The organism is Mesorhizobium sp. M0678, from assembly GCF_040320505.1.
In the GTDB taxonomy this organism is placed as follows: Bacteria; Pseudomonadota; Alphaproteobacteria; order Rhizobiales; family Rhizobiaceae; genus Mesorhizobium.
Genome location: NZ_JAMYPT010000012.1, coordinates 150,689 through 175,081, shown reverse-complemented (window position 1 = coordinate 175,081; position 24,393 = coordinate 150,689). Strand labels below are relative to the sequence as shown.

Sequence of the window (24,393 nt, the reverse complement as noted above, 5' to 3'; positions counted from 1 at the left end):
CCTGTAGCCATGCTGCCCGTCTCATCCCCAGCCTCCGTTCGCTGAAGATCAAACCGGACAACTCGTCTGCTACCTAACCCGGACAACTCATCTGCTTACGACAATTGAACGCGCCGCTCTTGCGTGTCGTGCCCTACGAGAGGATAATTCCGCGACGGACGCATTCTCTGGGCGACAAACCCGGATGCCCGCCCCGGCGGTTGACGCCGTGCTCCGTGGCCCCGGAGGGAGGTGTGCCATGACAACTTACATCGTGCTGATCAACTGGACGGAACAAGGCGCCAAAAACGTGCGCGAGTCGCCGAAGCGGCTCGATGCCGCCAAGAAGATGCTGGGAGACATGGGCGGATCATTCAAGGCATTTTATCTCACCATGGGGGATTGCGACATGGTGGCGGTGCTCGAAGCGCCCGACGATGCCGTCTTGGCTCGTTTCTCGTTAATGCTGGCGACGGCTGGCAACGTCAGGACGCGGACGCTCAAGGCTTTCCCGGAGGATGCCTATCGCGAGATCATCACCTCGCTCGGGTGAGCCGCTGCTCCTGAAGCGCGTCGCGCTGAACGGCCCTTGCGACGCGCTTTAAGCTCTTCTTTTTATGCATGTCGTTATCGTAAAACCGCTGCGTACCCTTTGGGCGACCTGGATCAGCGAAACCGGCCATTCCGCCGGTATCGTGTCACGTTGCGGCGCAACGGCATTTCTCGGATAATCCGTGCGTGTCCTCTGGTGCCGTTTCGAAACATGGCCAAGCCTCTGCTGACTGTCTGGTACAATACGCGCTGTCCGGTCTGCGATGCCGGTATCAGCCGGCAGAAGCGGCGACTGATCGAGGCGGTCAAGGCCGGGCGGATCGAATTTCGCGACATCAATGCCGAACCGGCGGCGCTGGCCGGATACGGCATCGGGCTGGAGGACATCCGGCGCCGGCTGTATGCGATCGACGCCGACGGCAAATTGCTGGCCGGCGCCGATGTTGCCATTGCTGTATGGCGGACGACGCCCGGCGAAGGCTGGCTCGCAACGCTGTTCGGCAATCCCGGCGCACTGCCGTTGACGCGCTATGGCTATGATCGTTTCGCCGATCTGCTCTACGCCTGGAATCGGCGCAAAGGCCGCTGGTAACGGTATTATTCGCTCCGCACCGAAAGGTCCGGAGATTGTTTCCAGGCCTTTCGCGTGCCCTGCTATCGAGCCGCGGGCTCGCAAAGCCAGCCAATGATGCAGCGCACCGCCGGCAGCACCAGCAGCAGCGTCGGAAAGGCCACCAGCCAGGACAGACCCCAAGCCGTCAGCCAAGTGGCCAGCATGTCGGGCTGGAAGCCAAGGCTTTTCAGTGTCGAGATGAACGACACGATGAACGTCATCAGCAACGACAGCACCAGCGGGCCGAGCACGGCGGCATAGCGCGCAGGCAGCTTACTGCGCGGGGTGTTCATGGTCATTTGGATTTCCCTGAAGCATCCGGTTCGTCGCCTTGCATCCATTCGCCGGTATTGTCGGCGTAACTGCCCGGAACGACCGGGGTGGATGCGTTGCTTCACGTCAGACGCTTACGGAGCGGCCTTCGGCCCTCATGCACCCTCTAGCTGCCCTCGCTGGCGAAATCAATCCTGCTGGTGCCATTTTCAGATACATCGTAAGATATATCTTGACTCGACCGTGGCGGGCACTTAGTTGAGATATATCGTAAGACATAACTCAAGGAGCAGACAATGCACAAAGGCGATCATTTCGGGCATCATCGTTTTGGCGAACACGCCGAGCGCGTTTTCATGCATATGGCCGGCAAGTTCGGTGGGCGCGGCGGCTTTGGCCCGTTCGGGCATGGCATGAGAGGCGGCGGACGCGGCGGGCCGGGCGACATGTTCCGCGCCGGCCGCATGCTGGCCGACGGCGATCTCAAGCTGATCACGCTGTCGCTGCTGGCCGAGGCGCCGCGGCACGGCTACGACATCATCAAGGCGCTGGAGGAGCGCACCAGCGGCGTCTACAGCCCGAGCCCCGGCGTGGTCTATCCGACGCTGACCTTCCTGGAGGAGGCCGGCTACGCCGTTTCTGCGCCGGAAGGCAACAAGAAGGTGTTTTCGATCACCGAGGCGGGGCAGGCGCATCTCAACGAAAATCGCGAGATGATCGACCACGTGCTCGACCACCTCGAGCGCTTCGGCCGCAAGATGGCGAAGGCGCGCGACTGGTTCGGCTGGAACGATGAAGGCGAGGACGGCGGCCGGCGCGGCCGCGGCCGCTCGGAAAAGCGCGACGAGTTTCGCGCCGTGCGCCACCGGCTGCGCGCCGCGCTCGGCGAAATCGCCGATGCGCCTGAAGCAAAGCAGGCCGAGGCAATCAGCATATTGGAAGCTGCCGCAGAGGCCTTGGAAGCGTTGTCGCGCGACTGATCTCTGAGTGCCAAGCTAGCTGCGGCCCTTGCCCGCTCGGCCAAGGACCGGTACTGAAAATCATCCTGCACCGCGCTATGTGGTGCAGGATGATTGCCGTTGGAGGATACCCCATGTCTTTTCTGAAGCGTCTTTTCGGCGGAGGCAACGAAGCCGCCGAGCCAAAGACAGCGGCGCCGGCAAAGCAGATCGAGCACAAGGGATTTTTGATCAGCGCCACGCCCTACAAGGCGGAGGGCCAGTACCAGACCTGCGGCGTGGTTTCGAAGGAGATCGACGGCGTGATGAAGGAGCACAAATTCATCCGCGCCGACCGCTTTGCCGGGCTTGATGATGCCGTCGACATCTCGATTAAAAAGGGCATCCAGCTGGTCGACGAGCAAGGCGAAAAGATCTTCGGATAGATCGGCTACTACAGCCTTGGGTCGATTGGCTCGCTTTCCAACGCCAGCACGGCGAAGACACACTCGTGAACCCGGCGTAGCGGCTGCTTGGCGACAAATCGCGTCAGTGCTTCGTGGCCAAGCGCGAACTCCCGGAGCGCCAGGCTGCGCTTGCCGGCCAGGCCGCGTTCTCGGAGGCGGACGAGATTGTCGGGCGCGTCATATTCGGGACCATAGATGATGCGCAAATATTCCGGGCCGCGGACCTTCAGCGCCGGCTGGATGAGCCCCTTCTTGCCACGGCTGACGAAGTCGCGTGGTTTGACCACCATGCCTTCGCCGCCTGAGCCAGTCAGCGCTTCCCACCAGGCGACGGCCTCGGCACACGCGCCGCCGTCGGCCAGATCAACCATACGCCTTCGAGTCGGCGTGACCACGCCGCCACGGGCAGCCAGACGGTCCGCGAGCGACATGTGCCAGACATGGTCCTGGTCAAACCAAATACGTCCCTCGCTGGCCAGCAGGTGGAAAGGCGCGGCCTTAAGGTCCTCGACGCCCGAAACTGGCCATACGTAGGGCGCCCAGGCGGTGGCGTATTTGGCTGCGCGGACGGCCCGGTCTTCAAGGCGTGCGTTCAGGCCGGCTGCATCGACGCCGCGCGCAATAGCACGGGCCAGCGCTTCGCTGCTGGCCTTGAGACCGGCGGCAGAGGATGTGGCCACAGGCGCATACTGGCTTTCGATCAGACTGCCGGCCTTGGCCGACCAAGGCATTATCTCGGCGTCCAGCAGCAGCCAGTCGCTGTTCAATTCCTTCCACAGGTCCGCCGTGTCGACCTCGGCGCGGAGACGGGCGAGCAGGCCCTCCGTCATGGCACTGTCGTTGAAAAAGGAGCGTCCGGTGCGGGTCCAGATTGCGCCGGTTTCGTCGCCAGGGACCCCGAAGCGGCTGCGTGCCGCCTGCGCGTTGCGGCAGAGCGCGATCACTGCCCGCGAACCCATGTGCTTCTCCTCGCACACGATCTGCGCAACGCCGCGCTCGCGGAAGTAAGCGAAGGCATGCTCCGGACGTTCCAGCCAGCCGTCCTGGCTGCTGGTCTCGGACGGCGACATGGTCGGCGGCAGATAGATCAGCCATTGCGGCGAGAGCGCGAAGCGGCTCATCACCTCCAGTGCTGCCGACGCGTTCTCCTCGGCCACGACAATCCGGCCCCTCAGTCCGGTCTCGATCCAACGGCGACCGGAGACATCCTGATAATCGAGCACGCCGTCGGCGTCGGCCTGTGCCGATTTACCGGGACCGGACCCGCCCAGCGGACGTATCGGCTCCGACCAGGTCTGGATTGCCGGCACCTCGACCAGTTCGCGTTCCGGCCAGCGCAAGGCCGTCAGCTTGCCGCCGAATACGCATCCGGTGTCGATGCACAGGGTGTTGTTGACCCATTCAGCCGATAGCGTGGGCGTATGTCCATAGATAATGGCCGTCTTGCCACGATAGGCCGCGGCCCAGTCGGCGCGGACGGGCAGCCCGAACTCGTCGGTCTCGCCTGTGGTCTCGCCGTACAGAGCGAACTCGCGCACAGCGCCGGAACCGCGTCCGATCATCTCTTCCTTGAGGCCGGCATGGGCGACGGCGAGGCCTCCGCCATCGAGCCAGACATGGCTGCGCAGGCCGTCGAGAAAGGCCGGCAGCGCCTCGCGCAGGCCTCGGTCCTGTGCATTTAGCTGATCGACAGTCTGCTGGAGGCCGTGAGCGACCGTGACCTTGCGGCCTTCTAGCCAGCGGCTGAGTTTGCCTTCATGGTTGCCCTGGACACAGTATGCGGTTCCAGCCGCGACCATGCTCATGGCAATGCGCAGCACGTCGGGCGAGTTGGGGCCGCGATCGACGAGGTCGCCGACAAAGACGATCTTGCGGCCCTCTGGTGGGACCACGGTGACCGTTCGGTCGCCCTGATGCTCAGACCAGACGATGCTGTAGCCCAATCGAGCGAGCAGGATATGAAGCTCATCCGAACAGCCGTGGATGTCGCCAATGATATCGAACGGGCCATGGTCGTCGCGCTTATCGGTCCACAGCGGCTGTCGCGACACCTCGGCCGCGTCGATGCTGGCCTCGCTGGTAAGCTTCCAGACTTGGCGGAAGCCCTCGCGTTGCAGGGCGCCAAGACCCTTGCGGATCTCGGTTGTCATGCGCTGGGCGACCCCGGCGCCGAACTGCCGGTCGGCTCGCACCGCATTGCGTGCGACGCACACCTCGACGCCTGGATCGAGGACCACGGCGACGGGCAAAGCGTGCCACTTGCGCGCCAGCTCAATCCAGGCCTTGCGGTCGGCGGCTCGCACATTGGTGGCGTCGATGACGGCCAGCCTGCGGTGTTTAAGCCGTTTGCCGGCTATTTCGCGAACCAGATCGAAGGCATCCGCAGAGACGTCCTGGTCGGTCTCGTCGTCGGAGATCAGCGCCCGGCACTGGTCCGACGAGATAATCTCGGTCGTCAGGAAATGCTTGGCGGCGAAAGTCGACTTGCCCGATCCGGTCGAGCCGATCAGCACGACGAGGGCGAAGTCAGGAATGGTGAGGTTGGTCTTATCGGGTTCTCTCATCGGGTGAACACCGCCATCTGTGTGGGGGCGCCGAGGGTCGGGTCCTCGGCTCCGATACCGCTGAAGGTGGCTGCATAGCCATAGATCTCGCCGATTTTGGCCGCCCAGGCTTGGAACTGAGCCCGGCTCCATTCGAAACGGTGATCGGGATGGCGAAATGCGCCAGAGACCAGTCTTGGAAACAGAGCGTTGTAGTCCGCATTCGGAGTGGTCACGATGACGGATTTGGGCGCCGTCTCACCGAAAACGATGCGTTCGACCAGGGGCAGCCTGTCCTCGTCGAGATGCTCGATGACCTCGACCAGAACGGCGATGTCGGCTGCGGCCCAACGGCTGTCCCGGTAGGTCAGCGATCCATGCAGCAGCGTGACCCGGCCCTCGGGCGGCCCGCCTAATTCGTTCAGCTTGAGACGCTTTGCGGCCCATTCCAGTTCGCGCGCCGCCGGATCCAGACCGAACAGCTTGTGGATCCATCGCTCGCGCACCAGCCTGTCGAGCAGCTTGCCTTCACCGCATCCCAGGTCCGCAACCGTGGTTCCTCCCGTCGCCCGAATGGCGTGGACAACTGCGTCCATGCGCAGATCGTTGAGCCGGATAGGCGTCTCAAGCGCTTCCTCGGGCGTGACGCGCAACTCGGCAGGTTGTGCCTCGCCAGCCGTCTCGGGAGCCAGTCGCTCCAGGGCGATGCGGGTCAAGGCCCTGCGATTGCCAAGATAGCGGCGCACGATCAGGTCTTTGGCCGGATGGTTTTCCAGCCAGCCTTCGCCTTTGGACAGCAGCTTGTCGATCTCTGCTTCGCCGACCCAATAATGCTTGGCATCGTCCATCACCGGGATCAGCACATAGAGGTGGTTCAACAAGGCGCTGAGTCGGCCCGTGCCAGTCAGCTTCAGATGGCCATATCGGGGCTCGCCTGCAGCACCCCCGTTTCCTTCGATTGGCGTCAGATCGACTGTCCAGCCCATGGGTTCGAACAAACTTCGAACCAGAACCTCACCGCCGCGCATTGGCAGTGGAGTAACCACGGCTTCCAGCGGCAGTTCGCTGTCGGCCAGTTCCTGGCGCTCCTTCGATATACCGGTCATCGCCGTCCGCAGCATTTTGTTCAGCGCCACCGACAGGAAGGATGATGCTGCGTAAGGCCGGTCGTTCACATATTGGTCGAGCAGGCCTTCTGCCTGGCCCTTGCCCCGCACCAGTCCCACAGGATCGACATCGAGCAGGAGTGCAGCCTCGCAACGGTCTTCGGTTGCCTCGGGATAGAACAGCCACGCCTTGCCGAAAGACAGGTCGGTCTCGTGCAGGCGATCCGGATGCTTGTGCAGCAAGAAACCGAGATCGGTGGCCGGACGGTGCGTTGTGGCAACGGAAAGGAACATCCGCGACCGATAGCGCAGACAAGCGGAATAACCAATGGCGGTTGTGTGGCCCACCACAATAGGTTGTCGCCAACGACAACAAGGACAGGCGCCGGCGCCTGCCCTTGTACAATTCAGACGATGCTGACGCTTTATGCCGCGGTGGCCACGCGCTCGGCATTTCCGGTCGCAGCCACAATGGCGTCGACCTTGGTCGAGGCCTTGGCCAGCGCTGCTGCCACCGCATCGGCGCCCATGCCGACCCCTTCGATGCGGATGACCTCGACATCGGTCATGCCGAGGAAGCCAAGCACGCTGCGCAGGTAGGGAATGGCGTGATCGAACTGCACGGCCGCACCTTCGGAATAGATGCCGCCCGAAGCCAGTACGATGTAGACCTTCTTGCCGGTGACGAGCCCCTTGGGGCCGTTCTCGCCATAGGCAAAGCTCTTGCCGGAACGGGCAATGTGATCGACCCAGGACTTCAGCGTCGAGGAGATGTTGAAGTTGATGAAGCCGGTGGCGAGAATCACCGTATCGGCCGCGAATAGTTCATCCAGCACGACATCGGAGACGCCAACGACTTCAGCCTGGCGTGAGGTGCGCGCTTCGGCCGGCGTGTAGATGCCGGTCGCATAATCGGCATCGATGTGCGGCAACGGATTGGCGACGAGGTCGCGCACGACAAGCGTGTTCGACGGATCGGCGGCAACAAGCTTTTCAGCGAATTCAGTAGCAATTCGGGTCGAGTGCGAGGCAGCGCCGCGCGGGCTCGATGTGACAAGAAGGATGGACATAATGGGGTCTCCAGGGTTGGATTAAAATCTCCTGGCAAATATGTGTGCGCAGACCCATTTGAAAAACTGGTGTATTTTGTATATTATCCATCTAAAATGTGGATTGAACGATGCAACCGAACCCGACGCTTGACCAACTGCAGATCCTGGTTGCGGTGGCCGAGACCGGCAGCTTCTCGGCCGCCGGGCGCAAATTGAATCGCGCGCAATCGGTGATCAGCTACGCCATCGCCAACCTCGAAGCGCAGCTCGGGCTGAAGCTGTTCGAGCGCGAGGGCACGCGTGAACCGCAACTGACCGATGTCGGCAAGGCGACGCTGGAAGATGCGCGGCGCATGGTCGGCGTGCTGCAACGCATCCGCTCGCGTGTCGACGGATACCGGCAGGGATTGGAGGCGGAAGTTACGCTGTCGGTCGACGTGACGCTACCGTCGCCGGTTCTGGTTCGGGTGCTAAAGGCATTCGAGGCGCAGTTCCCGGCCGTGACGCTGCGTCTCCATATCGGCTCGCTTGGCCTTATCCTCGATCATGTTGTCGGCGGACAGGCCGATCTCGGCATCGGGGGGCTTCTGGGTGAGACGGACGTGAATCTGCTTCGCATCGGCTTCTTCTCCCTGGTGCCAGCCGCAGCGCCTGATCACCCCCTGGCGCTGCTGCCGAGACCAGTGGCGCTAGAGGATGTCCGCGAACACATCCAACTGGTCGTCTCGGACCAGTCCGAGCGTACGCGCGGGCGTGACTATGGCGTCTTCGCCTACCGCACCTGGCGGCTGACGGATGTGCGCACCAAGCACGTGCTGATGCGCGAGGGGCTGGGCTGGGGCGGGCTGCCGCGATGGCTGATTGCCGATGATCTGGCGACCGGCCGGCTCGTCGAACTCGATCTCGAGCCTTACAGCGAAGTCCGCTCGCCGCTCTATGCCATGCACCGCGCCGATCGCAGCCCGAAACCGGCGGCCGCCTGGCTGATCGACCAGTTCAAGCGCCAGCTAGGCTGTTTCAACGAGTTCGAACCGGGTGAGATACCTGAGGAGCAGCCGGAGACAGGCCGTCGATCAGCGCCATGAGAACGGCGCGATAGTCCTCGATCGATGCTCCAGTTTCGATGGCGAGCGCTGCGCGGTCGAAGGCGGCTGCGAGCAAAGCGGTCAGTGCTTCCACAGGCAGTCTCGTCATGGAGTGCGAGCGCATCGCGGCAACAAGGCCTTCGCGCAGCGAACGGTTGCCATGGCGATTGTCGATCGCATCCATGGCGGCGCGGCCCAGCACGGCCGGGCCATCAAGCAGCAAGAGCCGCGTACGGCCGGGCGCACGCATGGCAGCCAGATAGGCATCCGAGCCGGCAATCAGCGCATCGCGGGCAAATAGCGAAGGCGGCGACGCGCGTTCGATCTCTTCCGAGACGGCTTGCGCCTCCTGTTCGACCACAGCGGCAAACAACGCCTGCTTGTCGGCAAAGTGATGATAGAGCGCGCCGCGCGTGACGCCGGCAGCGGCGGCGATCTCGGGTGTGCCGGTCTCGGCATAGGACTTTTCGGTGAACAGTTTGCGAGCCGCGGCGATGAGCTCGGCGCGTGTCGCGGCGGTGCGATCACGGTTGGAGCGACGAGCGGATCCTTGTTGCATACATGCAGCCTGTATGTTAATTCCATTTACCTGCAGACTGTATGTTATTTGCCGGGAGAAGGAAAGATGAGGACGACGAGCTATTATCCGGTGCTGATGACGAGCGACGTTGCCGGCACGGCAGCCTTTTATGTTGCGCATTTCGGCTTCAAGCCGCTGTTTGAGGCCGACTGGTACGTGCATCTGCGCTCGGCCGAAGACCGTCGCGTCAACCTCGGCATCGTCCAGGGCGATCATGAGACGATCCCGGAGGAAGGGCGGGGCCGCACATCTGGCCTGCTGATCAATTTCGAGGTCAGGGATCCGGATGCCATCTATAAGCGGATCACCGCCGCTGGCCTGCCGATCCTGCGGACGCTACGCGACGAACCCTTCGGCCAGCGCCATTTCATCACCAGGGATCCCAATAGCGTGCTGATCGACGTGATCAGGCCGATCCCGCCGAGCCCAGAATTTATGGCGCAATATGCGCAGGGTGCTGCGGCGCGCTAACTCGCCCGCGCCAACGGCATCACGGTGACCTGAGTAATGCCGGAGCGGCGCACCACCGTGCACAGTGTCTCGCGGCCGATTCGCTCGGCGTCGAGCATGCGCACCAGATCGTCGACGCCGGTGACCGGACGGCCGTCGATGGCGGCAATAATGTCGCCTTCCCTGAGGCCGGCTTTGGCCGCCGGGCTGTTCTTTTCGACGGTGCGCAGGCGCACCGCCGTGCTGCTCGATACTTGCGACAAAAGGGCTGCGCGGCGCGGCAGGTTGGTGGTGTCGGCGGAAACGCCGATGAAGGCACGGCGCACACGGCCGAAGCGGATGATTTCCGAGATGACGAAATTGGCGGTGTTGGAGGCAACCGCGAAGGCGATGCCTTGCGCACCGTGGATCATCGCGGTGTTAACGCCGATCACCTCGCCAGCCGAGGACACCAGCGGTCCGCCGGAATTGCCGGGGTTGAGCGCGGCGTCGGTCTGGATGACGTCGTCGATCAGCCGGCCGGTGGAGGCACGCATCGAGCGGCCGAGTGCCGAGACGACGCCAGTGGTGACGGTCCATTCGAAGCCGAGCGGATTGCCGATGGCAATAGCAATCTGGCCGCGCCTCAATCGCTTGGAATCGCCAAGCGGCGCGACGTTGGCAAAGTTGCCGTCGGCGCGCACCAGCGCAATGTCGGTGTCGGGATCGCGGCCGAGCACGCGGCCTTCCCTGGAGGCGCCATCCGGCATTGATACGCGCACGCTGCGCGCATCGCCGACGACGTGGAAGTTGGTGACGACCAGCCCGTCCTGCGCGATGACGAAGCCGGAGCCATGGCCGCCCGGGCCACCGATGCGCTCGATGCGGCAGACGGCGGGCCCGATGCGGTCGACGGCATCGGCGACCGTCGCCGAATAGGCATCGAGAAGGGCATCGTCATATTGCAATTGCTGGGCGGGCAGGGCCATCCGAGGGCTCCGTTTGGAACAAGATGAACAATGCCTATATGTGCGGAGCGGCCGGACCGGCCGCGACCTGACCAGATGGCCAGTCACATGCCCAAACTAGCCGTCAGGCGAGTATCCGCCAACGTCCTGCCGGGCGATATCTGGGTCACGAAGAACCCAGGAGACAGATCATGAGCGATTTCAATCTGAGCACGTTTTCCGACGCCATTGCCGACATCGCGGCAGCCGCGGCACCAGCGACGGCCAGCTTCGCGACCCACCACCGGACGTCAACTGCTTTCCACTGGCGGGACGGCTATTTCGTCACTGCCGAGGAGGCGGTCGAGGCCGGCGAGGAGATCGAGCTGACGTTTTCTTCGGGCGAAGCCGTCAAGGCGGAACTGGTCGGCCGCGACCCGTCCACCGGCACGGCCGTTTTGAAACCGGCCGGCGCGCCGGGCGCCCCGTCACTGGTAAAGGCGGATGCGGTGCGGCCGGGCAACCTGGCGGTCGTGGCGGGCAATAGCGACGGCACCTCGCTCGCTACCTTCGGCACGGTCGGCGAGGTCGGCCCGGCCTGGCGTTCAATGCGCGGCGGCACGATCGACCGGCGCATCAACCTTGCCGTCAATGCCGGCGGCCGTTTCGAGGGTGGCCCTGTGCTCGACGCCAAGGGTGGACTGATCGGCATGCTGCTGTTCGGGCCACGCCGGCGGGCGCTGGTCATGCCTTACGAAACGATCGAGCGGGCAGTCACGACGCTGCGCGAGAAGGGTCATGTGGCGCGCGGCTATCTTGGCGCCGGCCTGCATCCGGTCCGCAATGGTGATACCCAGGGCGCCATGGTGATGAGCCTCGACGATAACGGGCCGGCGAAATCAGCCGGTCTCAGTCTCGGCGACATCATCGTGTCGTGGAACGCAGAGACGGTGCATGGCCCGCGCGAGCTGATCCGCAAGCTCGGGCCGGACAGCGCCGGTGCCTTGGTGACACTCGGCGTGGTGCGCGGCGGCGAGAACCGTGAGGTTTCCCTGACCATCGGTGAAAAGCCACTGAGCTGAGGGATAGATGGTAAGCGGTGAGGTCGCTGGCAGACGGCTGACGGTGCTGATCGCGCTCGGTGACGTCGAGCGCGCGCGAAGTCTGTCCGCCGTTCTCGCCGCGACCGATGATCTGCGGCCGGTTCTGGCCGGCGAAGTCGACGGGCGTGAGGCGGCGGATGTCGCCATCGTCGATGATCATGGGCTACAAGGCGGGCTCGTCGACGCGGCTATGCCTCGCGTGCTGCTATCGTCGCGAGCGGCCCGCGAACGGCCGGCCGATACAGTGTTTGCCGTGCTGCCGGTGCAAGCGGACGAGTTGCTGATCGCCGCCGCCGCGCGGCTCGCGGCTGCGGGCTACCGGATTTCGCGCGACAGCCATGCTCTATCCGATCGGCATCACGATTTGATCTTCCATGACAGCGACCGGTTCGAAGAGGAACTGACCGACGAGCAGATCGTCCGGCCGACGCTTTCGCCGCGCGAGAGCGAAGTGCTGGCGCTGCTGGCCGAGGGCGCCCCCAACAAGGTCATCGCGCGGCGGCTGAACATCTCCGTGCATACGGCGAAGTTCCATGTCGCAGCGATCCTGACGAAGCTCGGTGCCGCCAACCGCACCGATGCGATCGCCATCGCCATGCGGCAGGGCCTGGTGCTGGTCTAGCTCAGATTGTCTCAAGGCCGACGCAGCGTAACCCGCATCCGGTGTGTTGGGCCTTGCGCGGCGGTTCTCAGCCGCGCAAGGATCGTGTCTTTCATGTTGAAGGAAGGCGCAAGGATGTCGCTCAAGGGAAAGACGCTTTTCATCTCCGGCGGGTCGCGCGGCATCGGGCTGGCGATTGCGCTGCGCGCCGCGCGCGATGGCGCCAATGTGACGATCGCGGCCAAGACCGCCGAGCCGCATCCGAAGCTGCCCGGGACGATCTACACGGCGGCGCACGAGATCGAGCAGGCCGGCGGCAAGGCGCTGCCGGTGCTGTGCGACATTCGGGATGAAGAACAGGTCGCCGAAGCGGTCGCCAAGACCGTGGAGAGGTTCGGCGGCATCGATATCTGCGTCAACAACGCCAGCGCCATCCAACTCACCGGCACGCTGGAGACTGATATGAAGCGCTACGATCTGATGCACCAGATCAACACGCGCGGCACTTTTCTCGTCTCCAAAATGTGCATTCCGCACTTGAGGTTGGCGGAAAATCCTCACATCTTGAATCTGGCGCCGCCGCTTGACATGAGGGCCAAGTGGTTCAAGAACCATGTCGCCTACACGATGGCAAAGTTCGGCATGTCGATGTGCACGCTGGGCATGAGCGCCGAGTTCGCCAGGGACGGCATTGCGGTCAATTCGCTATGGCCGATCTCGACCATCGACACGGCGGCGGTGCGTAACCTCCTGGGCGGGGCGACGGTGGCGGCGATGAGCCGTTCGCCCGACATCATGGCCGATGCGGCATACGCCATCCTGGTCAGGCCGTCGCGTGAGGCGACCGGCAATTTCTACATTGACGAAGAAGTGCTGCGCGCTGAGGGCGTCAGCGATTTCTCGGCCTATGCGCCGGGTGCGACAGGCCCGCTCGCCGGCGACTTTTTTGTGCCGGACGAGGTGTTCGGCCGGTCGGATACCAAAATCAAAGGTATCTACTGACGGAAAGTATCTCGCTACAGAAGTATCTCTCAAAAGACCGGCACAGACGCGTGCTCACTCCTCGGCTCTCTTGGCTTTGCCAAGACCCATCAGCCGGTCGATATAGGCAAGCATCAGTGCCGACAGAACGAAGGCCAGATGAATGATGGTCAGCCACATCAGCTGGTCGGTCGTGTAGGAGACCGAGTTCAGGAACACCTGCAAGAGGTGGATCGAGGAGATCGCTACGATTGTCGAGGCGACCTTGACCTTCAGCGAGCCGACATCGATCGTGCCCAGCCAATGCACCTTGCCGTCATTTTCATCGAAGCGGCTGACGAAGTTTTCGTAACCCGAGATGATCACCATCACCACCAGTGAGGCGACCAGCGCGGCATCGATGAGGCCGAGTATTTTCAGGATGGTGTCGGTGTCATCGAGCGTGAAGGCGACGGAGACGAACTCGAACAGCTTCTTGCCGAAGGACACGGCATAGATGGCAAGTGCCGCACCCAGTCCGAGATAGAAGGCGACCAGCAGCCAGCGCGAGGCGAGAATGATCGATTCGATGGCGAGTTCGAGGCGCTTCATGCGGCGATTCGGGCTCCGTTGTCGGAGTGCCGTATTTCGGGCAGGCTGCGGCGGTTTGCAAGGTTGCAAAAAAACGAAACCCCGCCGGGGAGGGGAACCGGCGGGGCTCGTGTGTCCCGCTGGAGTCGGGACAGGGCAGGGAACGCCCTTTCCAGAATCTGGGATGGGTAACCGCGCGTTTCAAGATTGATGACCGCGCGATTCAATGGTTGATCAAATCGCGCGGTTCACATTGCGGTTTATTGGGCGCTGGCCACCGGCGCTACCAGGGGGGTAATCCGGCGGATGGCGACGCGGCGGTTCTCGCGGTTGGGTCCCGACGTGTTGACCTTGAGATACTCCTCGCCATAGCCCTGCGTCGTCAGGTTCTCCGGCGGGATGCCAAAGGCGTTGGTCAAGGCTTCGGCGACCGCCTCGGCGCGGCGGTCGGACAGAGCAAGGTTCGCTTCCGGTGTGCCGACAGCGTCGGTATGGCCCTCGATCAGGAAGCTCTCGGCCGGGTTTTTCTTCAGCAGCTTGTCCATGGCGTTGGCAACACCCTCCAGCTTCTGGACCTCGGTGTCGGAAATCGAGGCCGAACCGAATTCGAAGTTGAGCGTGTCGAGGTCGATGCGGCGGGCGATGTCGCGCACGCGGGCCGAGCGCTTGACCTCGTCGATCGAATAGAGGCGCTGGACCCTCTCGACCGGCGGCCGTTCGAGGAAGGTGTAGTAGTCGTCCGGATCCTCGACCTCTTCGGAATCCAGAATGTATTCCTCTTGCGGGATGGTAAGGCGCATCGGCGGCAGGTCGTCGCCCGGGTCGCGCCAGTCTGCATCATCGTCATAGTTCCGCTCGTCGACATAGCTCAGCACATATTCGCGGCCGTCGGGCGCGATGCGTGAACGCTGGATGACGTCGCCGTAGCGGTTGCGGATGGTGACGATCCGGACACCATTGTCACGCTCGACGATTTCCCGGGTGCGATCGCCCGACAGGTCCTCATAATAGACATTCCTGGCGCCGCGGTGCATGCGCGGTGCATCGCTGCTTTCCACGAACGTCTGGTTGTTGAACTGGAGGATGACGCGGTCGCCGAATTCCCTGACGACGTTGGCGCCCTGGGGGCGCGGACGGCGGCGAACATCCTCGATGTCCGGCGCACGCTCGACGCGCTTGCCTTTTTCCTCGGTCACCGGAACGATCTTTTCAGGCTTGATCTCCCGCTGGGCTGCCCGGTCGTCGGTGGGTGGCGGCCCCTGATCGACCGGAGCCGGCTTCGGGGGTTCGACCTGGTTCTCGCCCTGCTGGGCGGGCTGGTTGCCCTGCTGCTTACCAGCATTTTGGCCGCGCTCCTTGCCACCCTTGCGCTTGCGCAAGACATCCTTCTGGCTGTCCAGAACAGGTGCCTCGTTCGGATTGGCCTGGGCTTCACCCTGGACCGGATTTTCACCCTGGACAGGCGCGGCCTGGCCAGTCGAAGGCTGTTCGCCGGTCGAGGGCTGTTGCTCTCCTGTCACCGGCTGTTCGCCGACAGGCCTCTTGCCACGTTTCTTGATCTTGTCCTGGGGCTGTTCGCCCTGGACGGGAGCGGCCTGCTGCTCGGTCGGAGCCGGTTGGGCCTGTGGGGTCGCTTCCTTATTGGTCGGCGCCGGCTGGCCTTCCGCCTCCGTGGCGGGTCCGGTCAATTCAGCAGGCTTCTTGCGCTTGCCCGGCTTTTGTCCGGGCTCGACAGTCGGAGCCTGTTCTGCCGGGGCAGCCTCGATCTGCTGGTTCTGTTTTTGCTTCTTCTTGCGCGGATTGACGTTGGGCTGGTTGTCGTTTGCCGGCGCTGCCTGCTCGGCCGGTTGTTCCGATGGGGCCGCTTCGATCTGCTGCCGATTGCGCCGCTTCTTGCGGGGTTGCTCGGACTCGGCCGGAGCGATCTGCTCGGCCGGAGCGGATTCCGTTTGCTGCTGTTGGTTGCGCCGCTTCTTGCGGGGTTGCTCGGTCTCGGCCGGAGCGATCTGCTCGGCCGGAGCGGATTCTGTTTGCTGCTGCTGATTGCGCCGCTTCTTGCGGGGTTGCTCGGACTCGGCTGGAGCGATCTGCTCGGCCGGAGCGGATTCTGTTTGCTGCTGCTGATTGCGCCGCTTCTTGCGGGGTTGCTCGGACTCGGCTGGAGCCGCCTGCTCGGCCGGAGCGGATTCCGTTTGCTGCTGCTGGTCGCGCTTCTTCTTTCTGGGCTGCTCTGCCTGCTGGCTATGCGCGCAGGCCTCCGCCGACTCGCCCTCGGCGCAACTCGATTGCACTGGGATGAGCGGCGCCGCGGTACGTTGCACGGGGCTGAATGCGGCATTGCCTTGCAGCGGGAACGCGCCTAACGGCGCGGACGCCATCAACAGGCCAAGCGCCGTGCCTGCCAGAATCCGTGGTTGGCGTTTCATCATAAACACTCCTTGTGGCGTCCCATCCCTGCCCAAACATTCAGCAACCATGTTTGGTTCCTGTTTGTAGGTTCTAGCTGTGGCACAGGGCGATTGACCGGCGTTTTGAAGGCGACTTCATGTCATTCGTATGGTCCTGGCGCATGTTCCGGCGTATTGTCCCGGCGTATCGTTCGGACGAGGGTGCACGGTTGCCGTGCTTGACCTTGAAGCGTCCGAGGGCCACATGCCGACGATGGAAAAGCCATTCTGGAAGACCAAGACGCTCGAGGCGATGACCCCGGCCGAGTGGGAATCACTCTGCGACGGCTGCGGCAAATGCTGCCTGTCCAAACTCGAAGACGAGGACACCGGAGAGATCTACTGGACCAGCGTCGGCTGCCGGCTGTTCGACGCTGGAAGCTGCCGCTGCTCCGACTATGCCAACCGGCTGGCGCGTGTTCCGGATTGCGTCGGGCTGACGCCGCAGAATGTGCGCACCATCAGCTGGCTGCCCAAGACTTGCGCTTACCGGCTGGTGGCCGAGGGCCGCGATCTCTATTGGTGGCACAGGCTGGTGTCGGGAAGCGACGAGACCGTGCACGAGGCCGGCATCTCGATGCGCGGCCGGGTCAGCGCCAGCGAGACCGACCTTGCCGAGCCGGACGACTATTTCGACCATATGCTCGCGGACGAGCCTTAGGATTTTACCGCGAAATCGAGAATCCGGAACCGACGGCAAAACGGACGTTGTCCATCCACCATGCCCACCCTATGCAGCACCGCCGTCCATAACACCGGTTCCAGAAGCGAGAGACTATTCCGGTTCTGCCTCATGAACTGGAGATGAACGGCCGGTTCGCAAAAAATTCAGACAGACGGGTGCATTCTCCTCCCATCGGTTCGACGAAAACGTGTGGAAACCCTCAACAAGGAGAGAAGACAATGTTCAACACCATCAAGACGGCGGCTCTTTCGGCTCTTGTCGGCCTTGGCACGCTTGCTGCCATCCCCGCTCATGCTGACAGCATCTATCTCGGCTTCGGCAACAACCAGGATCCGCGCGTCGGCGTCTATACCGGCGACGAAGATGATGGTTACTATCGCGAACACCGCCGTCATGGCGGCTGGCGCCGGTCCTGTTCGCCGGAGCGTGCCATCGACAAGGCCGAACGCATGGGCCTGCACCGCGCCCGCATCATCGACATCAACCGCCGCACGGTCAAGGTCGCCGGCCGCCAGTATGGCGACCGCGTCGTGATCGTATTCGCCAACGAGCGCGGCTGTCCGATCATCTATCGCTAAGGTCTTCGGGCCTGCGGCCGGCTGACTTGCAGCCGGTAGAGTAGCGGAGCCCTTTCCGCCAGGAAGCGCGGCTCAAAAAACCCCGGAGGATCGATCCTCCGGGGTTTTTCATGCTGCAAGCGATGATCATTTCAATTCGAAAGTCACCGTCACCTGTGCGGTATAGGAATTTTCGCCGGCTTGCACCGGGACCGACGCACCGGCGGCATCGAATGCCTTGGCGTTGATCGGCATCGGCGGTGGTGCGAAATTCTGGTCGGTGATTTCCAGGACCCGGCCGATGCCGACGCCGGCCGCTTCGGCCAGCGTCTTGGCCTTGGCCATGGCATTGGCGACGGCCTTCTTGCGCGCCTCGGTGACGGCTGCCGCCGGATCGTCGTTGGAGAAGGAGATGCCGCCGCCCTGGTTGACGCCGAGCGACACCGCCTTATCGAGAATGTCGCCGGTCTTGTCGATGTCTCGGATGCGCACCGAAAGCGTGTTGGTCACCTGGTAGGCGACAAGCTCGGCCTCCTGGCTGCCGTCGGGCTTGTTGGTGTAGTTATAGCGCGGATTGATCTGGATGCCCGCGGTCTGCAGGTCGCGCTCCTTGATGCCGGACGATTTCATGGCAGCGATCACTGCGGCCATGGCGTCGTTATTGGCATCGAGCGCTGCACGTGCCGTCTTGGCTTCGCGCATGACGCTGAGCGTCAGCAGAGCCAGATCGGGTGCTATCGCCGCCTCGCCTTCACCGGTGACGACGATACGCGGCGGCGGTGGCGAATCGGCGGCGGCCGCGATCGCCGGAAATGCGATTGCGGCGGCAATCGCCAGGGGCAAAATACGTCTGGTCATGAAATCTCCTCGATCTGGGATCCCAAGACAGCCGAGTGTTGGCCGGCGTCCAATGGGCGACGTGCAATAGGTTATCAATATGGGCTGATTTGGGCGATCTCTGCCAGCCCCCTTGGAACGCCTGCTCGGAAAGGCCTCGGAAAGCCTTGTGCGGTTCAGGGAAAAACACTAATCCAGCGCCGTGGGGCCTGTAGCTCAATGGTTAGAGCCGGCGGCTCATAACCGCTTGGTTGGGGGTTCGAGTCCCTCCGGGCCCACCATTGGCTATTGTGGCTGTTGATTTAATTGGATTTTTTGGCCATTTTTGTCCCACCTCTTTCAACCCCCTCAGAAAGTGGGACAATTTCGTTCTCGTTTCGAGCGAAAATCAGAAGTGTGCGGGCGGACTGCGCGACCTTCCGACGGCGCGCTTTCCGGATCTAATGGTCCGGGTGCTGGTAAGTAGTCCAGTCGTATATTGCCTTCAGCTGCTCGTGCGTCGCCGTTTTCCGCTGCGACCGTAGCCCCTGCCTTTCGGATGCCGTATGCGCTACAATTCGGGAGTCCAGCCTCGTCGCACCACTTGCCCGCTGACGCTGAACCTGAGGCGAGGGGGGTTCCTGCTCCTGATTGTGGGTGACGGTATCCGAGTGGAGACGATCGCCGAATATCTACGAGTCATTCGGGCCTTCATTTCACATTAGGCCTCGTCGAGATGCCCATCTACCAGCTGGCCGACGGCGCACGGATTATCGTGCCGCGCGTGCTTGCGAAGACGCAGACGAGTCGTCAGGAGCGTTATCGAGCTTTCGGACGGCTTCGTTGTGTCGGAGGGAGAAGAGGAAGCGAACCTCCGCGCGGTCGAGACGCCGGAACGGCGAGCCGGTCGAGACCGTCGCAACGCCGTCAACCAACTCGTGCCGCGGGGCGCTCCGAACTTGAAGACACTGCTGAATCTGAGTACCCAGGAGGGCGGACCCGAGGACTTCCTCGACAAACGCCTCTGGGACTTCATTATCAGTCTACCGAGATAGTCTTAGGTCCAAAACGCGTCGCATCTCGGCCGTTGGAATCCTCATCTTCATCCCCGTACGCACAATCGGTCTCTCGGTGTGCCGGCGATCGCGGTGCTGGCCAGAGGAGGTGCTTTCCCCATTCCGGAAATCCCGGTAATCGGGAACACGGAAAGCCGAGTTCCCGCCATCCGACTTTGATGCACGACGACTTTAATAATCGTCGGCGTCATCGCTGAAATTATAGTATTTCTGATTGTCGAGTTCGTCGCCATTATAGAAGGGGACCCCGTTGGGATCGTCGGACGCGAGCACCGAAAAATACGTCGCATGGACGCCGTGTTCGCCTTCCAAACGCTCGGCCAGTTTAAGGGTCATCTCCTCCCGCTGGGCAAGGCTGCGCAAGTCTGAATATTCATAGAGCTCAACGATGTAATTGCCTTCCTTCGTCACCCTCGCGAAATTGCACCTCAGCAGCGCTGGCGTCATCTCATGTTCGTTGTCGGTGATCCAGAGCCAGCAACCGCCAATTTCCCCAGATTCAGGCGGGCCCGCTTTCTCTTCGGCGCTTTGACCAACTGACGGAACTGTTCGGACAGCTCTTCGGCGCGGTCTTTGCTGATCGCGAAATAGGGTGCGAGATCAATGCGCCCGGCATCGATGGCGTCCTCCAGCGCCTCCCGATCCCGGATATCGGCCATGCTCGCAATCGAGTCGAGCGCGAGAACGAACTCATAACGATGCTCGTCGACATCGCCACGGTCCACCTGGGTGAGAATGTCGCAGATGAGTCGTTCGGCTTGCGTGGCAGTTTTGACGACGGCGCCGATCCCGTTGAGGATCGGACCATCGAGCTCCAGACCGGGCAGGTTATCGATATCGGGCGGCAGATCGTTAGGGTCGAGCGCAGGGGCATTTCGCAAGGGCCAGCGCCATTCCCGCTCATGGGTCCAGTCGATCGGCTTCGGACTTACAGGGTTGTAGGTGACATGGCGATACTGTGCCAAGGGGGGGTAGCTGGCTGCTCGCAATCCATGCGCGCGCCATCTGGCATGTCCGTCACATTCACAAGTTGTGTGCGTCAAGTTCTGCAAAATGGCGTGGCATTGCGGTGACGTCGGCGTGTCCGCCGCGCAGCCCCCGCGTTTAGCGGAGCGGCGGACACATGACGGTGCTCAGGCGGCCAAGGCCCTCAGGCTCTCCTTCTTGTGCTCGCGCAGATGATCCATGTTGAGATAGCGGGTCGCCTCGAGCCAGTTCTCGTGGATCTCGACCGCCAGCGCCCGAACCAGCCGCAGACAGCTCCGCGGGTTGGGGAAGATGCGAACGACCAGGGTGCGCCGCTTGATCTCCTGGTTCAGCCGCTCCAGCATGTTCGTAACCGGTATGATCATGACGGTGCCATCCGATCCCCGCTGGAGATGAGCGATTTTCGGCGTATGGTGCGACCATCCGGGACAGGGGCACCGGGAGCACGCCAAGTGCGGGCAGGCCGATGTATTCGATGAGCTGCGAGCTCGCGTTAGTAGCTGGCCGCCCCTGCGACCTGCCCGGTTGCGCCGAGAGCGCGGATCCGTGGGTGTCGCGTCGCCCGCCGGCTCCCGACTGTTTGAGGAGAGGGAGCCGATGAGACGTGTGATTGGAATCGACATCCACCGCACCTTTGCGGAGGTGGTGGTTTGGGAAGATGGCCGGCTGCGCCATCACGGACGGGTCGACATGACCCGCTCGGGACTGGAAGGGTTCGGCCGCAGTTTGCGACGGACGGATGAGGTTGTCGTCGAGGCGACGGGCAACGCCATGGCGGTGGTGCGGGTTCTGTCGCCCTATGTCGGCCGGGTGATTGTCGCCAACCCGATGCAGGTGAAGGCGATCGCCCATGCCAGGATTAAGACCGACAAGATCGATGCCGGCGTTCTGGCGCAACTCCATGCCAGCGGCTTTCTGCCGGAGGTCTGGGTTCCCGATGAGCGGACTGAGCGGCTTCGCCGCCTCGTCGCGCGGCGCAACCAGGTCGTGCGGCATCGCACGCGCGTGAAGAACGAGGTGCATGGCATCCTGCAGGCGCACCTAGTGCCGAAGTGCCCGCATGCCGATCTGTTCAACCGTCGGGGTCGCGCCTGGCTCGAGCGGCAGGTGCTTCCCGACGACGAGCGGGCCGCTATCGCCCGCCACATCCGCCAGATCGACCGCAGGCCGAGGATCTGGCTGACCTCGATGGCGACATCGCCCGGGAAGCGGTTGATGATGTGCAAGTCCGGCGGCTTCAGACGATCACCGGCGTCAATGCCATCGTCGCGAGCGGTATCATCGCCGCCGTCGGCGATATCCACCGCTTCGGCGAACCGCAGAAGCTGGTGAGCTACTTCGGCCTCAAGCCGCGTGTGCGCCAATCCGGTCTTGGCTTGGCGCAATATGGCCGGATCAGCAAACATGGGCGTTCCCATGCCCGCGCCATGCTGGTCGAGGCCGCCTGGGCGGCGGCGAAGGCGCCCGGACCGCTCAGGGCCTTTACTGCGCCAGGTCGCGCTTGACCTCGGTTAGGGTCGCGCCGGTCATAGAACCATCTGAGCTCCATCAGGCAGTCGTCATCGAGCTTGCGCGGCACATAATCGAGCGCGTTTCTGAGGAAGTGCACGTAACAGCGCTGCCAGACTGCCTCAGGCAGGACTTCCCGGATCGCTGCCCTGAGCCCGGATGGTCGTCGGAGAAGACGAACTCCACGCCGGCGAGCCGCGCTGCTTGAGCCCTGCCACGAACTCGCGCCAGCTCGAATGGCTTTCACGGTTGGCCAGCTCGACACCGAGCACCTGGCGCCGGCCCTCCCAGTCAACCCCGATCGCCACCAAGACCGCCTGGCTGGCGATCACGCCGGCCTCGCGCGCCCGCTCGTAGCGCGCGTCCAAAATGAGATAGGGATAAGGTTCGGCAAGCCGCCGCTCATAGAATGCCTTCAGCGCCTCATCCAGCCGCGCCGTTGCCTCGCTCACCGTCAAGGCCGAGAAGGAATGGCCGCACAGCTCCTCGGTGATCGCCTTCACCTTGCGGGTCGAAACGCCCTGCACGTACATCTCGACCAGCGCCGACACCAATGCCTTCTCCGAACGCTGGTAGCGCTCAAACAACTCCGTCGAGAACCGGCCAGCCCGATCCTGCGGAACGCGAAGCTCCAGCACCCCGACCCGCGTCACCAGCTTGCGCTCGTAATAGCCGGACCGGTAACTCGTCCGCTCCGCCGTCCGCTCCCCTTTCTCGGCCCCGATCGCCTCCGTCATCTCGGCTTCAAGAACCTCCTGCACGACACTCTGCAATGCCTGGCGAAAGCCGTCCTCATCCGACAACAGCAACGCTTTCAACTCGCCTCTGCTCAGTCTAACGTCTCGATTGGTCATGGCACTTCCCCTTCCACGGGAATCGGTGATCGCAATGTCACCACCGTGCCATGGCCGCTCGCCCCTCAGAGCAGGCGCCGTTCTCTCTCCAAAACTTTTTGCAGAACCTCCAGCACACTATCTCCTTCGCGCCCCTCTCTGTCCTGCCGGACATCTCCCCCACTTGGGGGGAGATTGGCTATCAGCCCCGCTTTCGCCAATCGCCACCGTCGCCTGCGATTCAACCGCTCAGATATGGATCGGCTTGAAGAACGTCGCCAGTGCCGCCTCCTTCACCGCTTCCGACATTGTCGGATGGGCGTGACAGGTGCGGGCTAGGTCTTCCGACGAGCCGCCAAATTCCATCAGCACGGCCGCCTCGTGGATCATCTCGCCGGCGCCGAAGCCGACGATGTGGACGCCGAGCACACGGTCGCTGGCCTTGTCGGCCAGGATTTTCACAAAGCCGTCGGTGTGCAGCATGGCGCGCGCGCGGCCATTGGCGCTGAACGGGAATTTTCCGGCCTTGTAGTCGACGCCGGCCTTTTTCAATTCTTCTTCGGTCTTGCCGATCGAGGCGATTTCCGGCGTGGTGTAGACGACGCTCGGAATCACGTCATAGTTCACATGACCGGCCTGGCCGGCGATGGTTTCGGCCACCGCCACGCCCTCGTCCTCAGCCTTGTGTGCAAGCATCGGCCCGGCGATGACATCGCCGATGGCATAGATGCCAGGCACGTTGGTCCTGAGATGGCCGTCGGTCTTGACCCGGCCGCGCTCATCGACGTCGACGCCGGTCTCCTTCAGCCCGAGAGCGTCCGAATAGGCCCGTCGTCCCGTCGCAATCAGCACCGCGTCCGCCTCGATCGTCTCGGCTGCTCCGCCTTTGACCGGCTCGAAGGTGACCGTCGCCCCCTTCTTGGCCTTGGCGACGCCGGTCACCTTGGCGCCCAGCCTGAACTCAAAGCCCTGCTTCGACAGCAGGCGCTGGAACTGCTTGGAGACCTCGCCATCCATGCCGCCCAGGATGGTGTCGAGGAACTCGACCACGGTTACCTTGGCGCCGAGCCGCGCCCATACCGAGCCGAGCTCCAGACCGATGACACCGCCGCCGACCACCACCAGATGGCCCGGCACCTTGTCCAGCGACAGCGCGCCGGTCGACGAGACGATCACCTTCTCATCGAAATCGACCTCGACGCCGGGAATGCCGGCGACGTCGGAGCCTGTGGCGATGACGATGTTCTTGGTCTCGATCTCCTCGACCTTGCCGTCATCAGAGGTCACCGACACCTTGCCGGCCGCAACTACCTTGCCGGTGCCGCGAAAACTGTCGATCTTGTTCTTCTTGAACAGGAAGGCGACGCCATTGACGTTGGCCGTCACCGTCGCATCCTTGTGTGCCATCATCTTCCCAAGATTGAGCTTGGGCGCGCCGATCTCGACGCCGAGCGCGTCGAAGGAATGGCCGGCCTCGGCAAACATCTCGGACGCATGCAGCAGCGCCTTTGACGGGATGCAGCCGATGTTGAGGCAGGTACCGCCGAAGGTCGGGTTCTTTTCGACTACCGCCGTCTTCAGACCGAGCTGCGCCGCCTTGATGGCGCAGACGTAGCCGCCTGGTCCCGATCCGATGATAACGACGTCATAGGCCATGATACTGT

Annotated in this window: 23 protein-coding genes, 1 tRNA gene and 3 pseudogenes; 13 read left to right on the top strand and 14 right to left on the bottom strand. The window is 62.9% G+C overall.

Annotated features, from left to right (window positions below; genetic code table 11):
• Positions 1–238: 238 nt before the first annotated feature.
• Entirely contained in the window at positions 239–532 is a 294-nt protein-coding gene (locus NKI29_RS21850; RefSeq protein WP_023678296.1) for a GYD domain-containing protein, read from the top strand.
• A 210-nt stretch (positions 533–742) separates the two neighbouring features.
• Positions 743–1,123 (top strand): thiol-disulfide oxidoreductase DCC family protein, encoded by a 381-nt coding sequence (locus NKI29_RS21845; protein ID WP_352457540.1) that lies wholly within the window; start codon positions 743–745, stop codon positions 1,121–1,123.
• 62 nt (positions 1,124–1,185) lie between these two features.
• On the opposite strand, the gene NKI29_RS21840 is transcribed toward NKI29_RS21845, so the two are convergent.
• Entirely contained in the window at positions 1,186–1,443 is a 258-nt protein-coding gene (locus NKI29_RS21840; protein WP_352570975.1) for a DUF2798 domain-containing protein, read from the bottom strand.
• Positions 1,444–1,713: 270 nt separating this feature from the next.
• Between NKI29_RS21840 and NKI29_RS21835 the strand changes: the two genes are divergently transcribed.
• Both NKI29_RS21835 and NKI29_RS21830 read left to right on the top strand, forming a co-directional pair.
• Positions 1,714–2,397, top strand: a complete 684-nt coding sequence (locus NKI29_RS21835) for a PadR family transcriptional regulator (RefSeq protein ID WP_352570976.1) — start codon at positions 1,714–1,716, stop codon at positions 2,395–2,397.
• Between the two features lie 113 nt (positions 2,398–2,510).
• The gene (locus tag NKI29_RS21830; RefSeq protein ID WP_023678291.1) at positions 2,511–2,801 is read left to right on the top strand and encodes an HlyU family transcriptional regulator; all 291 of its coding nucleotides are present in this window, start codon (positions 2,511–2,513) and stop codon (positions 2,799–2,801) included.
• An 8-nt stretch (positions 2,802–2,809) separates the two neighbouring features.
• Here the strand turns inward: NKI29_RS21830 and NKI29_RS21825 are convergent, their stop codons facing one another.
• The 3 genes from NKI29_RS21825 to NKI29_RS21815 form a co-directional block, all read right to left on the bottom strand.
• Positions 2,810–5,386 carry a polynucleotide kinase-phosphatase gene (locus NKI29_RS21825; RefSeq protein WP_352797211.1) on the bottom strand — a complete coding sequence of 859 codons (2,577 nt, stop codon included), beginning with the start codon at positions 5,384–5,386 and terminating at the stop codon, positions 2,810–2,812.
• Positions 5,383–6,765, bottom strand: coding sequence for a 3' terminal RNA ribose 2'-O-methyltransferase Hen1 (locus NKI29_RS21820; protein WP_352570978.1), 1,383 nt, complete (start codon positions 6,763–6,765; stop codon positions 5,383–5,385). The genes NKI29_RS21825 and NKI29_RS21820 overlap by 4 nt, the downstream gene beginning before the upstream one ends.
• 131 nt (positions 6,766–6,896) lie before the next feature.
• On the bottom strand, positions 6,897–7,541 hold the full coding sequence (locus tag NKI29_RS21815; RefSeq protein WP_023678288.1) for an FMN-dependent NADH-azoreductase: 645 nt from the start codon (positions 7,539–7,541) through the stop codon (positions 6,897–6,899).
• A 110-nt stretch (positions 7,542–7,651) separates the two neighbouring features.
• Between NKI29_RS21815 and NKI29_RS21810 the strand changes: the two genes are divergently transcribed.
• Positions 7,652–8,608, top strand: coding sequence for a LysR family transcriptional regulator (locus tag NKI29_RS21810; RefSeq protein ID WP_023678287.1), 957 nt, complete (start codon positions 7,652–7,654; stop codon positions 8,606–8,608).
• On the opposite strand, the gene NKI29_RS21805 is transcribed toward NKI29_RS21810, so the two are convergent.
• Positions 8,541–9,167, bottom strand: a complete 627-nt coding sequence (locus NKI29_RS21805) for a TetR/AcrR family transcriptional regulator (protein WP_023678286.1) — start codon at positions 9,165–9,167, stop codon at positions 8,541–8,543. The genes NKI29_RS21810 and NKI29_RS21805 overlap by 68 nt on opposite strands.
• Positions 9,168–9,233: 66 nt before the next feature.
• Here NKI29_RS21805 and NKI29_RS21800 point away from each other — a divergent pair, with 66 nt between their 5' ends.
• Positions 9,234–9,659 (top strand): VOC family protein, encoded by a 426-nt coding sequence (locus tag NKI29_RS21800; RefSeq protein WP_352797208.1) that lies wholly within the window; start codon positions 9,234–9,236, stop codon positions 9,657–9,659.
• Here NKI29_RS21800 and NKI29_RS21795 read toward each other — a convergent pair.
• The gene (locus NKI29_RS21795; RefSeq protein ID WP_352797206.1) at positions 9,656–10,606 is read right to left on the bottom strand and encodes a S1C family serine protease; all 951 of its coding nucleotides are present in this window, start codon (positions 10,604–10,606) and stop codon (positions 9,656–9,658) included. The two genes, NKI29_RS21800 and NKI29_RS21795, sit on opposite strands and share 4 nt — an antisense overlap.
• A gap of 170 nt (positions 10,607–10,776) precedes the next feature.
• Here NKI29_RS21795 and NKI29_RS21790 point away from each other — a divergent pair, with 170 nt between their 5' ends.
• From NKI29_RS21790 to NKI29_RS21780, 3 genes are all read left to right on the top strand, one after another.
• Positions 10,777–11,646, top strand: coding sequence for a S1C family serine protease (locus NKI29_RS21790; protein WP_023678283.1), 870 nt, complete (start codon positions 10,777–10,779; stop codon positions 11,644–11,646).
• 7 nt (positions 11,647–11,653) lie between these two features.
• Positions 11,654–12,289, top strand: a complete 636-nt coding sequence (locus NKI29_RS21785; protein WP_352570981.1) for a helix-turn-helix transcriptional regulator — start codon at positions 11,654–11,656, stop codon at positions 12,287–12,289.
• 114 nt (positions 12,290–12,403) lie between these two features.
• Entirely contained in the window at positions 12,404–13,270 is an 867-nt protein-coding gene (locus NKI29_RS21780; RefSeq protein ID WP_352571121.1) for an SDR family oxidoreductase, read from the top strand.
• Positions 13,271–13,324: 54 nt separating this feature from the next.
• On the opposite strand, the gene NKI29_RS21775 is transcribed toward NKI29_RS21780, so the two are convergent.
• Positions 13,325–13,840 (bottom strand): TIGR00645 family protein, encoded by a 516-nt coding sequence (locus NKI29_RS21775; RefSeq protein WP_352570982.1) that lies wholly within the window; start codon positions 13,838–13,840, stop codon positions 13,325–13,327.
• 239 nt (positions 13,841–14,079) lie between these two features.
• Entirely contained in the window at positions 14,080–16,245 is a 2,166-nt protein-coding gene (locus NKI29_RS33460; protein WP_502894543.1) for an OmpA family protein, read from the bottom strand.
• A 235-nt stretch (positions 16,246–16,480) separates the two neighbouring features.
• Here NKI29_RS33460 and NKI29_RS21760 point away from each other — a divergent pair, with 235 nt between their 5' ends.
• A complete protein-coding gene (locus tag NKI29_RS21760; protein ID WP_023678278.1) occupies positions 16,481–16,927 on the top strand; it encodes a YcgN family cysteine cluster protein in 447 nt (148 codons plus the stop codon).
• 242 nt (positions 16,928–17,169) lie between these two features.
• Positions 17,170–17,529 (top strand): hypothetical protein, encoded by a 360-nt coding sequence (locus tag NKI29_RS21755; protein WP_023678277.1) that lies wholly within the window; start codon positions 17,170–17,172, stop codon positions 17,527–17,529.
• Positions 17,530–17,655: 126 nt separating this feature from the next.
• Here the strand turns inward: NKI29_RS21755 and NKI29_RS21750 are convergent, their stop codons facing one another.
• Complete coding sequence (locus NKI29_RS21750; protein WP_023678276.1) at positions 17,656–18,366, bottom strand: SIMPL domain-containing protein; 711 nt, start codon at positions 18,364–18,366, stop codon at positions 17,656–17,658.
• A 184-nt stretch (positions 18,367–18,550) separates the two neighbouring features.
• Here NKI29_RS21750 and NKI29_RS21745 point away from each other — a divergent pair.
• Positions 18,551–18,626: transfer RNA gene (locus tag NKI29_RS21745), tRNA-Ile, on the top strand.
• Positions 18,627–19,571: 945 nt separating this feature from the next.
• Here NKI29_RS21745 and NKI29_RS21740 read toward each other — a convergent pair.
• From NKI29_RS21740 to NKI29_RS21730, 3 genes and pseudogenes are all read right to left on the bottom strand, one after another.
• Entirely contained in the window at positions 19,572–19,847 is a 276-nt protein-coding gene (locus tag NKI29_RS21740) for a DUF4427 domain-containing protein (RefSeq protein ID WP_352797198.1), read from the bottom strand.
• On the bottom strand, positions 19,844–20,365 hold the full coding sequence (locus tag NKI29_RS21735) for a hypothetical protein (RefSeq protein ID WP_352797195.1): 522 nt from the start codon (positions 20,363–20,365) through the stop codon (positions 19,844–19,846). The genes NKI29_RS21740 and NKI29_RS21735 overlap by 4 nt, the downstream gene beginning before the upstream one ends.
• A gap of 168 nt (positions 20,366–20,533) precedes the next feature.
• Positions 20,534–20,737: pseudogene (locus tag NKI29_RS21730) on the bottom strand (transposase); the annotation flags it as partial.
• 247 nt (positions 20,738–20,984) lie between these two features.
• Between NKI29_RS21730 and NKI29_RS21725 the strand changes: the two are divergent.
• Positions 20,985–21,871, top strand: a pseudogene (locus NKI29_RS21725) (IS110 family RNA-guided transposase); the annotation flags it as partial.
• A gap of 14 nt (positions 21,872–21,885) precedes the next feature.
• Here the strand turns inward: NKI29_RS21725 and NKI29_RS21720 are convergent.
• Positions 21,886–22,750: pseudogene (locus NKI29_RS21720) on the bottom strand (IS256 family transposase); the annotation flags it as partial.
• 228 nt (positions 22,751–22,978) lie between these two features.
• On the bottom strand, positions 22,979–24,385 hold the full coding sequence (lpdA, locus tag NKI29_RS21715; RefSeq protein ID WP_352755855.1) for a dihydrolipoyl dehydrogenase: 1,407 nt from the start codon (positions 24,383–24,385) through the stop codon (positions 22,979–22,981).
• Positions 24,386–24,393: the final 8 nt, after the last annotated feature.